Annotated in this window: 12 protein-coding genes; 11 read left to right on the top strand and 1 reads right to left on the bottom strand. The window is 61.2% G+C overall.

The window, feature by feature from the left end; genetic code table 11:
* The first annotated feature begins 2 nt into the window (after window positions 1-2).
* From tolB to AC1U7K_RS05235, 11 genes are all read left to right on the top strand, one after another.
* On the top strand, window positions 3-1,325 hold the full coding sequence (gene tolB, locus AC1U7K_RS05285) for a Tol-Pal system beta propeller repeat protein TolB (protein WP_480249830.1): 1,323 nt from the start codon (window positions 3-5) through the stop codon (window positions 1,323-1,325).
* A 55-nt stretch (window positions 1,326-1,380) separates the two neighbouring features.
* Window positions 1,381-2,151, top strand: coding sequence for a peptidoglycan-associated lipoprotein Pal (pal, locus tag AC1U7K_RS05280; protein ID WP_480249828.1), 771 nt, complete (start codon window positions 1,381-1,383; stop codon window positions 2,149-2,151).
* A complete protein-coding gene (gene ybgF, locus AC1U7K_RS05275) occupies window positions 2,093-3,655 on the top strand; it encodes a tol-pal system protein YbgF (RefSeq protein ID WP_480249827.1) in 1,563 nt (520 codons plus the stop codon). The genes pal and ybgF (AC1U7K_RS05275) overlap by 59 nt, the downstream gene beginning before the upstream one ends.
* 10 nt (window positions 3,656-3,665) lie before the next feature.
* Window positions 3,666-4,484 (top strand): tol-pal system protein YbgF, encoded by an 819-nt coding sequence (ybgF, locus tag AC1U7K_RS05270; RefSeq protein WP_480249826.1) that lies wholly within the window; start codon window positions 3,666-3,668, stop codon window positions 4,482-4,484.
* A gap of 103 nt (window positions 4,485-4,587) precedes the next feature.
* Window positions 4,588-6,372 carry a DNA mismatch repair endonuclease MutL gene (gene mutL, locus AC1U7K_RS05265; RefSeq protein WP_480249825.1) on the top strand — a complete coding sequence of 595 codons (1,785 nt, stop codon included), beginning with the start codon at window positions 4,588-4,590 and terminating at the stop codon, window positions 6,370-6,372.
* Window positions 6,373-6,408: 36 nt separating this feature from the next.
* A complete protein-coding gene (gene miaA / locus AC1U7K_RS05260; RefSeq protein WP_480249823.1) occupies window positions 6,409-7,434 on the top strand; it encodes a tRNA (adenosine(37)-N6)-dimethylallyltransferase MiaA in 1,026 nt (341 codons plus the stop codon).
* 258 nt (window positions 7,435-7,692) lie between these two features.
* A complete protein-coding gene (gene mtnP, locus AC1U7K_RS05255; protein ID WP_480249822.1) occupies window positions 7,693-8,592 on the top strand; it encodes an S-methyl-5'-thioadenosine phosphorylase in 900 nt (299 codons plus the stop codon).
* Window positions 8,592-9,506 carry a PfkB family carbohydrate kinase gene (locus tag AC1U7K_RS05250; RefSeq protein ID WP_480249819.1) on the top strand — a complete coding sequence of 305 codons (915 nt, stop codon included), beginning with the start codon at window positions 8,592-8,594 and terminating at the stop codon, window positions 9,504-9,506. The genes mtnP and AC1U7K_RS05250 overlap by 1 nt, the downstream gene beginning before the upstream one ends.
* Window positions 9,503-10,186: a tetratricopeptide repeat protein gene (locus AC1U7K_RS05245; RefSeq protein ID WP_480249817.1), complete on the top strand. Its 684-nt coding sequence runs from the start codon at window positions 9,503-9,505 to the stop codon at window positions 10,184-10,186. The genes AC1U7K_RS05250 and AC1U7K_RS05245 overlap by 4 nt, the downstream gene beginning before the upstream one ends.
* 4 nt (window positions 10,187-10,190) lie before the next feature.
* Window positions 10,191-11,063 carry a helix-turn-helix domain-containing protein gene (locus AC1U7K_RS05240; RefSeq protein WP_480249815.1) on the top strand — a complete coding sequence of 291 codons (873 nt, stop codon included), beginning with the start codon at window positions 10,191-10,193 and terminating at the stop codon, window positions 11,061-11,063.
* 325 nt (window positions 11,064-11,388) lie between these two features.
* The gene (locus tag AC1U7K_RS05235) at window positions 11,389-11,841 is read left to right on the top strand and encodes a c-type cytochrome (RefSeq protein WP_480249814.1); all 453 of its coding nucleotides are present in this window, start codon (window positions 11,389-11,391) and stop codon (window positions 11,839-11,841) included.
* A 91-nt stretch (window positions 11,842-11,932) separates the two neighbouring features.
* Here AC1U7K_RS05235 and AC1U7K_RS05230 read toward each other — a convergent pair whose 3' ends face one another.
* Complete coding sequence (locus AC1U7K_RS05230; RefSeq protein WP_480249813.1) at window positions 11,933-13,450, bottom strand: caspase family protein; 1,518 nt, start codon at window positions 13,448-13,450, stop codon at window positions 11,933-11,935.
* Window positions 13,451-13,552 lie beyond the last annotated feature (102 nt).

The following is a 13,552-nucleotide window of genomic DNA, read 5'->3' as shown; positions in this document are numbered from 1 at the left end:
CCATGCGTACCTTGTGGGTTGTGTTGTACTTCGCGTGTGCCAGCGCGCTGATCGGGATTTTGGAATCGGGCGCCGAGGATGTCTACATGGAGGCGACGCGCCCGGATTTTCAAAAAATTCCCATCGGCGTGCTGGGTTTTCATGATGGCGGAGAGCAAGACACGACGGGCGAGCGCGCCGCCGATGTGCTCCGCGCGGACTTAAAGCGCTCCCTGGTGTTCTCGGTCGCCGATCTGGCGAAGCTCGGCATTAAGTTAAATGGGAATGGCAAGGACGGCGGCAAGGATGCCGTCGACAAGAAAATTTTCCGACAAGCGGCCGAACAAGGCATTTCGGTCCTGGTGTGGGGAAAGGTCGCCACGCGGGAAGCCGATCTGCTGCTCGACGGATTCGTCTTCGATGCGGGCAGCAGCGATGTCGTCGCCGATCGTCGGTATATCGGCTCGCCGGCCGTCTGGCGGCAGATGACACACCGGCTCGCCGACGAATTGGTCTTCCGGTACACCGGCGAGCAGGGCATCGCTCGGACCAAGATCGCGTTTGTATCGGAACACAACGGAAGCCGGGAACTCTACGTCATGGATTACGACGGCTATGGCCCGCGACAGGTCACGGCTGACGGGTTCCTGAATTTGATGCCCCGTTGGTCGCTGGACCGCCGCTATTTGATCTTTACGTCATATCGTGAGCGTACGAAGCAGTACATCGACATGGTGGAATTGGCGACGGGCCGCCGCTGGACCTTGGTCGCCTTGCCGGGATTGAACATCACGCCGGCCCTTTCGCCCGACGGCAACTCGCTTGCCTTTGCGACGAGCCAGGACGGGAATTCCGAGATCTATAAGATGGATACGAATACGAAAAGCCTCCAGCGACTGACCTTCCACGCCGCCGGCGATCTGTCTCCTTCCTGGTCGCCGAACGGCCGAGAGCTGGTCTTTGCGAGTGATCGGGGGGGTGGGCCGCAACTCTACATCATGAGCGCCGATGGCTCCAACGTGCGGCGCTTGACCTTCGAGGGTGATTACAACGCCGCGCCGGCATGGTCGCCTCGGGGGACATGGATCGCCTACGTCTGTCGAACCGAACAGCACCAGTACAAGTTGTGTGTGATCACCCCGGACGGGCAGAAGCGCGTACGCATCACCGCCGGGGGCGGGGTGGACGACTCACCCTCGTGGTCGCCGGATGGCCGGCACCTCGTCTTCAGCTCGACCGCGGAGGGAAAGAGTCACATTTACATGATTAATAGTGACGGCACCGAGCCGGAACGATTGACATCTGGAGGAACTTCTCATACAAGTCCTGCCTGGTCGCCGCTGTAAGAGGTTCGCCTTGGGAGCGAGGCGAGTAGTCGGTCCACCCTATAAGGAGCAGCGTATGCGCACATGTGATCGTCTGTTGGTTGCCGGAGTGGCGGGGTTCCTTCTTTTGACGGCCTCGGCGTGCACCAAATCCATCCAAGCCAACTCGGGCTCCAAGTCGTTTGAGCCGGGCGCCAAGCGAGAAGCTACCGCGCCAAAGACGGGCACAACGACGCCGAGCAGTTCGGCGGTCACGAGCCGGCCATCCGAGTTCGCGCGTCAGTCCCCCTCGGAACCGATGCCGCTCGAGCCCAGTGGTCTCGATTCGGCTCCAACGTCCGTGCCGTCGCTCTCGAATACCGAGCCGGCGCCGTCGACTCAGCCGTTGGCCTCCAGACGATCGGAGGAAGCGCGGGTCCCGAATGAGATCGTCGTCGCGAAAGTCGAGCCGGCCGAGGCGAGCCGACGCCGTGTAGAGGAAATGCAGCGTGAACAGATTGCGACGGCCGCGTCAGGCTTGGAGGACGTCTTTTTCGCCTTCGATAGCTGGCAGATTACGAATGAAGGCAAGCAGACGTTGCTCTTGGACGCGGAGTGGTTGAAGGCCAACCCGACGAAGAGCGTCACCATCGAAGGGCACTGCGACGAGCGTGGTACCTTGGCGTACAATCTCGTGCTCGGCGAGAAGCGGGCGAAGGCCGTGCAGAAGTATCTCGTCGAGCTGGGCGTCAATCCCAAGCAATTGAACGTCGTGTCGTATGGCAAGGAACGGCCCTTTTGCAGCGAGCATGACGAATCCTGCTACCAGCAGAACCGGCGCGGCCATCTTGTCGTTCGGGCGCAATAGCGTGTCGCGGTCCTGTGGCGACGGCTTGGGCCGCCGGAGCGGCGGTCCCCACGCGCTGATCGTCGGCGTCCTGCTCGTCTTGCTTTCGGGCTGTCTTGCACAACAGGCCGAGCTGAATCAGGTCAAAGGCGATTTGAGTAAGCAGATCACTCAGCTCGACAAGCGTGACAAGGAGCTGCAGCAGACCGTCAAACAGGCGAAGGTCGATATCGACAAGCTGGTGAGCGAGACGCGTGCGCGGCTCAGCCAGGAAATCTCGGCGCTGCGCGAGGAGGAACTCCCGGCATTGCGCGGGGGGCTGGACAAAGAAGGCCACCAGGTGACGACGCTCCGGAGCCGGATGGACGATGTAGAGCATCAGCTCACTCGCCGGTTCGGTGCCGTCGAAAAGGCGCAGGCCGACCAGGCAGCCGCCGCGAAGGCAGAGCGCGAGCGTCTGCACGAGGAGCTGGGCAAGATCAGCGGGCGATTGGATGCGGTGAACGCTCGGCTTGAATCGATCCCGGCAACCGTCGAATCGATCGTGAAGCCGGTGGCGGGGCGGGTGGATGAGCACGGGAAGACACTTGCGACGCTCGAAGGGCGATTGCAACAAGTAGATGCCCAGAGCCGGACCTTGACCGAGCAAGCTGCCCAATATGGGAAAGCGCTCGCCGACTATAAGAAGGCGCTGGCAGGCTTGGGAGAGAAGCTGGTTCAGGAAGAGCAACGGACGGCTGAGCTGAGCACGAAGGTGTCCGGTCGAGCGGACGCACTGACGACCAAGGTCGAAAACGACTCGAAAACCACGACGGCGCATCTCAACGAGGTCAACAAGAGCGTCGCGACCGTCGCAAAGGCGCTGGAAACCGTGAGCGCACAACTGATCGGTCGGGTGGAGGAGCAGGATCGGCGGCTCGATGAGCTGGTCAAGAACCTCCACGCGTTGGATACGCAAATCGCGAGCTTGAATCAGACCGTTGGGCAGTTGCGGACCGTGCGAGAAACGTCGGCTCCGCGTGCCGCCGAAGAATCCCCGCAGCCGGCACCGCCGCACGAGGTGCCGCCGCCTGCGCCCGCTCCTGCGCCTCCGGCGCCCCCCGCAGCGGCGCGAGAAACGGCGACGCGCGACACGTCGGCCCGCGAGGCGCGAGAGGTGTACGACCGGTACATTACCACCTTCAAACAAGGGAATTTCGACGCCGCGCTGCAGGGCTTCACGCAGTTTCTGCAGGATTACCCGCATTCGGAACTGGCAGCCAACGCTCAATATTGGATGGGTGAATGTTATTACGGCAAGAAGGACTACGCGCGTGCGATCGAAGCCTTCGACCGTGTGAAGACCGCCTATCCGACGAGTGAAAAGGTGCCGGCCGCGCTTTTGAAGAAAGGATTCGCCTACCTCGCGCTGAAGGACCGCAATCGCGCCTCCTCAGTGTGGCGCCAAGTCGTCGACGGCTATCCAAATAGCCCCGAGGCCGGAAAGGCGATGGAAAAGCTTGCGCAGTTGAAGCAAATTCGATGATCATGCGGAGATGAGCGTGACGGAAAAGAAAACAAGCCGGGTCGCGACGCCGCAGTGTGGTTCCCTCATCGGAGTTGGCCTCGTTGTGGGCCTTTTGCTGTCGGGCTGCGCCAAGCACGCCGACTATCTCGAGTTGCGTGAGGATGTTGGAAACTTGAGCAAGAGCCAAGATCAGCTCATGAAGCGGCAGGAAGCAATCCAGCGGCGGCTGCAAGCGCTGGAGACGACGGGACGACCGGCCGACGAAGGCGGAAAACCACCGGAGGTTTCGCAGCAGCGGCTTCAGGATCTGGCGGTCCGGTTGAAAGATCTCGAGAATCGTCTGAATCGGCTGGAGGACAATCAGGCAACCACGGGCGTGAAGCCCGAGGAGCCGGCGCCTAAAGCCGCAAAGCCCGCTGACGCGATGGAGCCGCCGACCCCCACGGTGCCGCCCCTCCCAGGGACGCCAAGCATCTCTCCGACCTCTGCGTTCAATCTCGCATATAATGATTATCTCACCGGTCGGTACGAACTCGCGATCAGCGGGTTCCAACGCTTCCTCAAAGATTTTCCCTCGACCTCGTTGGCGCCGAACGCGTACTATTGGATCGGCGAGTCCTATTTCAGCCTGAAAGACTATTCGCGCGCACTGCAAGCCTTCCAAAAAGTCGTCAACGAATATCCCCGGAACGAAAAGGTCCCGCCCGCGCTGTTCAAGCTTGGCGTCGTGGCGGCCGAAGCGGGAGACCTGCCGAAAGCCCGCGGCTATTTTCGGCGTGTGATCGAAGAGTATTCGACGTCCGACGAAGCCAAGCTGGCCAAGAACAAGTTAGCGGAGCTCCGATGAACGCCGGCAGCGCGGTCCCGCGGCGAATTGGGCGCGGCCGCTCTGCGGCACAGTTCACCTCCTCTACGGTCTGCCCCTGCTCGGAAACCCGGATCACCCCACGATGATTGCCGGCGCGACAGCAGGAACAATTCGGATTCTTCCCGCCGATGTCGTCTGCCGAATTGCCGCCGGGGAGATCATCGAGCGCCCGGCCGCCGTCGTCAAAGAGCTCATCGAGAACAGTATTGATGCCGGCAGTACGACCATCACCGTTGAAGTGGTCGACGGAGGCCGGACATCGATCAAGGTCATCGACGACGGCGAAGGCATGAGTCCCATCGATGTGCCGTTGGCCTTCGAGCGGCATGCGACCAGCAAACTGCAGAGCGAAGCCGACCTGGCCTGTGTACGAACGATGGGGTTCCGTGGTGAAGCGTTGGCCAGCATCGCGGCCGTCTCGCATGTGACACTGGTGACGACACGTCGGGGCGAGATGACGGGGACGCGATTCGAATCCGTCGGCGGCGTGCGGAGGCGGTTCGAGGAGACCGCCTCGCCGGCGGGCACACAAATCGAAATCGCCGACCTGTTCTTCAACACCCCGGCTCGGAAAAAATTCTTGAAGTCGACCGGAACCGAGTTCTCACACATCTGTCACGCGGTCCAGCAGGCCGCCGTCTCGTGGCCCGCGATCCATTTCCGGTTGAGCCACAACGGGCAAGCCGTTCTCAATTATCCCTGTGCGGGATCCGTGAACGATCGGCTGCGACAGGTGTATGGCGTGGCTGTGCTCGATAAGATGGTGCCGGTCGGCGGCGAAGATCCCGGTATCCAGGTGCACGGCGTCGTGGTACAGGCGGTGCACGCGCGGGCCGGTCGTTCTCCACAAGATCTCTTCGTGAACCGCCGTTCGGTGCGCAATGCCACTGTTTCCCATGCCGTGTACGATGCGTATGGCGGCGCGATTACAAAGGGATACCATCCGCTGTTCGTGCTCTTCCTCGAGGCCGATCCGGCGCGGCTGGATGTGAATGTCCATCCGACCAAGCGGGAAGTTCGGTTTGCGGATCAAGAGTGGGTCCATCAAGCCGTACGGCGTGCGGTCAGATCGGCGCTCGGAGTTCCTCCTTCTCGGGCCATAACGATGCCGTCATCGTCGGGGGGACTCAGTACCCCATCGTCGGAACAACGATCCCTGGTCCAACGATTCGATCCCGTCGAACACCTTAGCCTCCGTGATGGCGAACGCGAAGTGGGGTCGTCGAGCCTCGCCATGGTTGGTCCCGGCAGTGCAGTTCGGGAGAGTTCGTCAGCTTATCTTGTTCACCACCGGGCGCCGGTCACGCCGTTCGGCCAGATTGGAGGGACGTTTCTCGTTGCGCAGGTTGGCGACGAATTGCAGGTCGTGGACCAACACACGGCGCACGAGCGGGTGCTCTTCGAACGGTTCTGGCGAACCGCCGCTCGTCAGAGCCCGGCGTCCCAATGTCTGTTGATCCCGCAGTCGCTCGAGTTGGCACCGCACTTGGCAGTGGTGATGGAGGAGGTCCTACCCGCGCTCGCGGGCCTCGGGTTCGACATCGAATCTTTCGGCCCGAACGCCTTTGTCGTCAGGGCGGTTCCGGCGTTGATCGCCGGCGGGGACGTGATGCCGCTCCTGCGTCATGTGCTGGAGGACATCATTGAATGTGGCTCCGCAACATCCTTCGACGAACGCCGTCGCCCGCTTGTTGCATCACTCGCCTGTCACACGGCTGTCCGTGCCGGACGCCCCATGAGCTTGCCCGAGATCAAGACGCTGATCGAAGACTGGGTAGACGAAGGCTTGCCGACGACGTGTCCCCACGGCCGACGCACGGTGCTCCGGCTGCCGATCCACGAATTGGAGAAGATGTTCGGACGGTGACCGATGATTTCGTCAGTGTGAGTCTTTGGCTTCCTTATGGCTTTTACTCAGCACTCAGCACTCAGCACTCGACACTTCGTTACCACGAAGCCTCTGATTGCCCTGGTCGGCCCAACTGCCGTCGGCAAGAGCCGGATTGCGATTTCCGTCGCACAGGCGCTCGGTACCGAGATTCTCACAGCCGATTCACGTCAGGTCTATCGCGGGATGGATATCGGCATGGACAAACCGACGGTCGACGACCGGGGCGGGATCCCGCATCGCCTGATCGATCTAGTCGAGCCGGATCAGCGGTTCAATGTCGGGGAGTACCGCCGCCTGGCCATCACGGAAATAGAGCGCTTGCATGCCGAGGGCCGCGTTCCGCTGATGGTGGGTGGAACGGGGTTGTACGTGCGCGCCGTCATCAGGGGATTGTGGGACGGCCCGCCGGCCGATTGGACGTACCGGGAGGAGTTGACTAAGATCGCCCGCGAGCGAGGTCCGGGAGAGTTGCATCGGCGCCTGGCGGAGATCGATCCGGCCTTAGCGCGAACCCTTCACCCCCACGACGAGGTGAAGATCATTCGCGGGCTGGAAGCATTTCGCATGACCGGCCGTCGACTCTCGGATCTTCATCGAGAACATGCCGGGATGGAGCCGTCCTTTTCGGCATTGATCATCGGCTTGAACCGAGATCGAGACGCGTTGTACCAGCGGGTCGACGCGCGCGTGGAGGACCAACTGGCCCGCGGCCTGCTGGACGAAACACGAGGTCTGTTGGCGCACGGCTATGGCCGTCAGTTGGCCTCGATGAAGGGATTGGGCTACCGGCAGCTCTCCGCGTATCTGGCCGGCGAATGTTCCTGTGAGGAAGCGGTGCGTCGGTTGAAACGGGATACTCGCCATTTCGCAAAACGTCAACTCACCTGGTTCCGAAAGGAGCCGGGCCTTGTGTGGCTGCACATTGACGAGGACGAATCGACCGACTCGGTGGCGAATCGAATCGTCGGCCTCATCGACACGTTTCTCGGGACCTTAACGCCAGCCGCGGATAACATGCGGCTCCCTGCATCGGCGTAGGAGGATGTTGAAAAACGATTTCCAGGACTTCAGAGGCCACAATACTTCAAGGTGCAACATGAGTAGAGACAACGCTGCAGGATGTTCAAAAAGGCCGTCCATTTCACCCGCCCGCCCCGGGCGCGCCAAGACGCGCCCCTTCCCGGCCAAGGCGGCAGCGAAGGAGGAGGCGAGGCGTACTCTTGTCTGTACGTTGAGCCTCCGACTGATGCGAGAACGAAGCTGGCGGCCTTTTTCAACATCCTGGTAGGAGGCAGAGTGGCAAGCGGACGCGGCAGGCAACACGCAGACATCGGCATCATCGGCGGAAGCGGGCTCTATGGCATGGAAGGCTTAGAGGACGTCCATGAGGTCCGCGTGAAGACGCCTTTCGGCGCGCCGTCCGATGCGTTGATGCTCGGGACGCTCGACGGTGTTTCCGTGGCTTTCTTGGCGCGGCACGGCCGCGGGCACCGGTTCTCTCCGACCGAGATCAACTACCGCGCGAACATCTATGCGTTGAAATCGATCGGCGTGACGAGGGTCATCTCAGTGAGCGCCGTCGGCAGCATGAAAGAGACCGTGAAGCCGGGGGATCTGCTGTTCCCCACCCAATTTATCGATCTGACGAAGCAACGGGTCAGCTCGTTTTTCATGCACGGCATCGTCGCCCACGTCGCCTTCAGCGATCCGGTCTGTGCGTCCGTCATGAGGGCACTGGCCTCTTCGGCGCGGTCAATCGGCGCGACCGCGCACGAGGGCGGGACGTACGTGTGCATCGAAGGCCCGCAATTCAGTACCAAGGCCGAATCGCGTGTCTACCGACAATGGGACGTGGACGTGATCGGGATGACGAACATGCCGGAGGCCAAGCTCGCGCGCGAAGCGGAGTTGTGCTACGCGACGATGGCGCTAGTGACCGATTACGACTGCTGGCACGACTGCGAAGAGCCGGTCACTGTGGAGATGATCCTGGCGATCCTCCATAAGAACGTCGAGTTGGCCAAGCGGGTGATCCGCGGCGCGGTGGATCTGCTACGCGAGCCACGCACGTGCGGCTGCGGCCGGGCGTTGGAGCATGCAATCATCACCGCCCCGGGAGCGATCCCGAAGACCACCAAGGCGCAACTCGATCTCTTCATTCGTCCGTATCTCGCCAAAGCAAAGGGAGGCCGCTGATGGGACGGCTCCTGGTCGTCGGCTCGGTCGCGCTCGATACCGTTCGCACGCCGTTCGGCGAGGCCAGTGAAGTGCTAGGCGGGTCAGCCACGTATTTTTCCGTCGCCGCGAGCTACTTCACGCAAGTGGAATTGATTGCGGTGATCGGCGAGGATTTCCCCGAACAGCATCTCACGTTCCTCAAAAGCCGAAAGATCGACCTGGCGGGGCTGGAACGCCGGTCAGGCCAAACCTTCCGATGGAAAGGTGAGTATACCTATCAGCTCAACGAGGCCCACACGCTCGATACGCGGCTGAACGTCTTCGAAACGTTTCGCCCGAAGATCCCGCCGGCCTATCGGTCGCCCGGCATGCTGTTTCTCGGGAACATCGATCCGGAACTCCAATTGGACGTGTTGATGCAGGTCCAACGGCCGTCGCTGGTCGCTTGCGACACGATGAACTTTTGGATTCAAGGCAAGCGGGACGCGCTGTGGCGGGTGCTCGAGCACGTGGATGTGTTGATCATCAACGATGGCGAGGCGCGGTTGCTCGGGCAGGACTCCAACCTCGTCAAGGTCGCCAAGCAAGTCTTGGCGCGGGGGCCGAAGTATCTCATCATTAAACGCGGCGAGTATGGCGTTCTGCTGTTCAACCAACAACAGGTCTTCGGCGCTCCGGCGTTTCCATTGGAAGAGGTGAAGGACCCCACAGGCGCCGGCGATACGTTTGCGGGCGGGTTCATGGGCTATCTGTCCGCCACCGGGAATTTCTCGGACTCTGCGATCCGACAGGCGATTATCTTCGGCAGCGTCATGGCGTCCTTTACCGTCGAAGCGTTTAGTCTTGACCGCCTGCGTGTTCTCGACTACAAAGAAATCGAGGGGCGGTTCCGGGAGTTTAAGCGCTTGACTCATTTTGAGGACTTGGCATGATGGCGACCTGGACGTGCTTACGGCGACGCGGGTTCGGCTGTCTCGCGGCGCTTCTGGCCACCGTGCTTCCAGTGGTCGCCGGCTGTGCCAGCGAAGAGAAGCTCCAGAAGGCCAAGGGCTACTACCAGGAAGGGTTGGCGAATATCGACACGGACCGGCAGCAGGCCTTCGTCTCATTTCAAAAAGCCCTCCAGGTCAATCCCAAGCACAAGGAATCCCATTACTCCTTGGGCCACCTCTATGCGTTGCAGGGGAAGTATCCCCAAGCCGAGGAAGAGTTCCGCGCGGCGTTGCAGGTGGACCCCGACTATGCCGAGGCGCACAACTATCTTGGGCAGGTCCTGGAGCGGCAAAACCACTGGGACGAGGCCGTCCGCGAATACCGCCGCGCCTTGATCAATCCTCTCTACGGCACGCCGGATCTGGCCTGGTTCAATTTGGGTCGTGCGCTCGTCCACGAAGGGGATCTCGAAGGTGCCGCCCAAGCATTCGAAGATGCGCTGTTGATTACGCCCGCGTCCGTGCCGCCCGCCGCCATCAATCTCGAGCTCGCCCGAGTTTACGGGAAGTTGGGGTATGACACGAAGGCGAAAGAAATGTTGGCGCGCGTGAAGACCTTGGATAAAGGAGGCCCCTACGCGGCGGAGGCCGGAAAACTCATGGAGCGGCTGAAACCGTAGCACTATGGAATCGATCGGCGAATTTTTTCGACAGGTCCGTGAGACGAAGGGGTTGACCCTCGACGACGTGGCGTTGAAGACCCGCATCCATCCCGACTTCCTGATCGCGCTGGAAGAAGGAAATTTCACGAAGCTGCCCGATCAAGTCTTTGCGAAGGGCTTCGTGCGGTCCTACGCGCGGTCGCTCGGGCTGGATGAAGAAGATGCCATGCGCCGGTTCGAGGGCTCCGCCGGCGCCTTTTACGAGAAACAAGCCGAACGCGAGTTGCTGAGGGTCAAGCAGGTCCAAGATGAGCGGCGGAAAAAGACGAATCGCAAGGTCGTCCTCGCCGCGCTCGCCGTGGCCTTGCTTGGGATCGTGCTCCTGATGTCGCGCGAGCGGAGCCTCAACGCGCCGGTGCCCCGTCCGGCCGAGGTGGAGGCATCCAGCACGAAACCGGCGCATCCCCCGCAGACCTCGCCGACTGTCGATGTGTCGGGACCGGCTGAGCGAGACAAGCCTGTCTCCGTGTCCACGTCGGAGCCGGCACCGCCGGCCGCGTTTGCCGTCGTTCCCCCGGTGGCGCCTCCCCACAAGGAGGAGACGCTGACGACGAGTGTGCATCGTGACGATGTTTTGGGAAGTGTGGCGTCTGACGTCCCGTTGATCCTGGGCGTCGAAGCGCTCGAATTGACCTGGGTGGTCGTGCAGGTCGATGGCGGCAGTCCGGAGGAAGCGCTGTTGCGTCCGGGCGAGCGCGTTGAGTGGAAAGGCAACGATCATTTCACGCTGACCCTTGGAAACGCGGGTGGCGTCCGGGTCGAGCTGAACGGGAAAGAGCAAGGTCCGTTCGGCGCGAGCGGAAAAGTCATCCGCGACATTGTGCTGAAGCGCTAAGGCCGGGACTGAGGCGGATGTGCGCAGGATGAGGCAGAATCGCTGATCCCTCCGATTGACCGCTCTCCTGACTCAAAGCCATCCCTAAATAAAACCACTGTCAACACGCCTTCATGGCCGGTTCTCACTTGGACCGCCATGGCATGGACTTTGTTTTTGGGTCGTAATCACAGGGATGGTGGTCGTCGGGTCGTAGACGAGAGGCGCCATTTGCTTGACAACGATTAGGAGGCGTTGCTATAGTGCCGCCGCTTTTGGCGAGCGAGTCTGCCAGCCCTTTTTATCAACGTCCTTACATCAGGCATTACACAAAGGAGGAGCCGTGATGGGGTACTTTGCCAAGTCCGTGGGTCTTTTGTCCGCCTTCATGTTGGTCGCGGCCACCGCTGCCATGGCGGAGGAGCGGGATCCCTTGAAGCCCCGCGTGCCGGCCGATCAAATCGCTGATGCGAAAGCCATGAAAAATCCTGTTCCTGCGACGCCGGAGAATATCGCCAAGGGGAAGGCGCTGTTTGAAGGCAAGGGCACCTGTTTCAATTGCCATGGCAAGGAAGGCAAGGGCGATGGGCCGGCCGGGCAGATTCTGAACCCGAGTCCTCGGAACTTCACGAACTGCAAGTTCCACAAGAAGCGGAAGGACGGGGAGTTGTTCTGGGTGATCAAGAACGGGAGCCCGGGAACCGGGATGGTGCCGCTGATTCCGGCCGCGATCACCGAAGAAGAAGCTTGGACGATCATCAACTACGAGCGCAGCTTCTGTAAAGAAGGTCACGAATAAACGACTGCGGGACTATTGAGCGGAGGGCTTCGGCCCTCCGCTTTTTTTTGGGGCAGAAGAAAACGATGACAAGAGCCAGCAGCCGTTGGTCCTAATGAGAGGAGTCGACGACCTTGCTGAGGCGGATCGATGCCGCTTTGTTGGTCTGGGGCATCGGCTGGACCAAAGGGCGCTGCTCTTGATTGAACGCGCTTTTTGCGCCGGCAGGGACTGATCGCATCAGAAACGCACTCAACTCCGCGAGTGTCACCTCTCCATCGAGATTGTCATCAGCTTCCCCTTTCAATCCTCTCAACAGATAGTAGGTGAAGAGGCCGTGGTGTAGCTTATCCGACTCCAGGCCTTCCTTCACGCCCGTGACCCCGACGAGGCTTACGACGTTGCTCCCGCCGAGATCCCATTGCGGGTCTTTGCTACGCCCTTTTTGATCGCCGGTCAGCCGCGAGACCGCCCCGTCAAAGATGACAACGGCCTGTCGTGCTTTCAACCGGCTTAGACCGAGCTGCAGATCTTTCAGTGGGTACAGGCGATTCGTCGACAGTCCTCCCTCGTAAGGGACCAGGAACACTTCTCCCGACGGGGATACTTTCGCTTGCCCTGAGAAGTAGACGATGACGATCGAGTCAGCCGTGACATGGTTCGGGAGCCAATCCAGCACAGCCTCTTCGATATCGGGCCGCAAGGCCTTCATATCCAACAGCACCCGAATGTTGGCGGGAGGGACGCCCGCGGCTGTTTGAAAGGACTTGGCGACCATCTCGGCATCCAAGGTGGCGTACTTTCGCCCCGGCATCTGCGGATCGCGATGCGTGCCGATGCCGACGGCCAGCACGAAAATGTGCGGCTGGGACAAGGTCGACACCGCCGGCGTCCGATCCACGGATTCGACGGCCGGTGCGGTCGGCACCGACGACGGCGGTGCCGCGACGGTGGGGGTCGGCTTGGGACCTTCAGGGAGCGATGCTTTTGTCTTCGTTGTTTCGATCGGTGTGGCTGGCTGTGGGACAGAGCCTTGCGCTTGAAGGGGATCGAGCAGACTTCGCGCTTCCCGCATAAATTGTGACGCGAGGACCACTGCGGCATCGTGCAGGAATCCGTCGATCGACGCATAGGCACATCGCCGCTGTGTCGGCTCCAAGATAATCTTGTCGCGGCGCGTTGCTTTCAACGTGCGTTCGCCCAGCATGTTGCCGTTCCGGTCACGAAACACGACCGTCGATTCCAGCGTGAGCTCGGCCGGGAGCCGATCATAGACGTTGTCGGTCTGGATCGTGAGCCCCGATTGCTGAAGCGTGAAACGGGCCGTCACGTCGGGCGGGGCGGAGGCCGGCTGCCCGGGAATCTGCACGGCTTTGAAGGTTTGATGTGCGGCATCAAGGAGAACGGACTCAACTTCCTCGCCGATCCGCAGCTCGTTGGGATGATTGCAGGCGTCGGCATAGCTGGCCACCGCTTCCGTCAGCGCCGGATCGAAGTCGACGCGAATGGACGCGGGTAGAGGAGGCCCCATGTCAGGCAGCGGCGTTCGCTGGAAGACCGAGCCGACCCGCTGACACCCGGCGCTGAAGAGGACTGCGGCCAGCACGAGGACGAGGTAGAGGTGACGCATAGCGGCGAACCGGGGACACCCTACCGAAAATGCCGTGCGAATGCAACTTGGACGAGGCCGTCACGGTATTGTCACCGTCCGCTTGGTTCTCTATGCTACCGG

This window comes from Nitrospira sp. Vd2 (assembly GCF_979581665.1).
The sequence above is the reverse complement of the archived record's forward strand: the minus strand, read 5'-3'. Positions and strand labels throughout refer to the sequence as shown.

Excerpts from the sequence above, each read along its gene's own strand:
- ybgF (WP_480249827.1), top strand. The coding sequence starts at position 2,093 with ATGACGAATCCTGCTACCAGCAGAACCGGCGCGGCCATCTTGTCGTTC.
- miaA (WP_480249823.1), top strand. The coding sequence starts at position 6,409 with ATGGCTTTTACTCAGCACTCAGCACTCAGCACTCGACACTTCGTTACC.
- ybgF (WP_480249826.1), top strand. The coding sequence starts at position 3,666 with ATGAGCGTGACGGAAAAGAAAACAAGCCGGGTCGCGACGCCGCAGTGT.
- AC1U7K_RS05240 (WP_480249815.1), top strand. The coding sequence starts at position 10,191 with ATGGAATCGATCGGCGAATTTTTTCGACAGGTCCGTGAGACGAAGGGG.
- tolB (WP_480249830.1), top strand. The coding sequence starts at position 3 with ATGCGTACCTTGTGGGTTGTGTTGTACTTCGCGTGTGCCAGCGCGCTG.
- mutL (WP_480249825.1), top strand. The coding sequence starts at position 4,588 with ATGATTGCCGGCGCGACAGCAGGAACAATTCGGATTCTTCCCGCCGAT.
- AC1U7K_RS05235 (WP_480249814.1), top strand. The coding sequence starts at position 11,389 with ATGGGGTACTTTGCCAAGTCCGTGGGTCTTTTGTCCGCCTTCATGTTG.
- pal (WP_480249828.1), top strand. The coding sequence starts at position 1,381 with ATGCGCACATGTGATCGTCTGTTGGTTGCCGGAGTGGCGGGGTTCCTT.
- AC1U7K_RS05230 (WP_480249813.1), bottom strand. The coding sequence starts at position 13,450 with ATGCGTCACCTCTACCTCGTCCTCGTGCTGGCCGCAGTCCTCTTCAGC.
- AC1U7K_RS05245 (WP_480249817.1), top strand. The coding sequence starts at position 9,503 with ATGATGGCGACCTGGACGTGCTTACGGCGACGCGGGTTCGGCTGTCTC.
- AC1U7K_RS05250 (WP_480249819.1), top strand. The coding sequence starts at position 8,592 with ATGGGACGGCTCCTGGTCGTCGGCTCGGTCGCGCTCGATACCGTTCGC.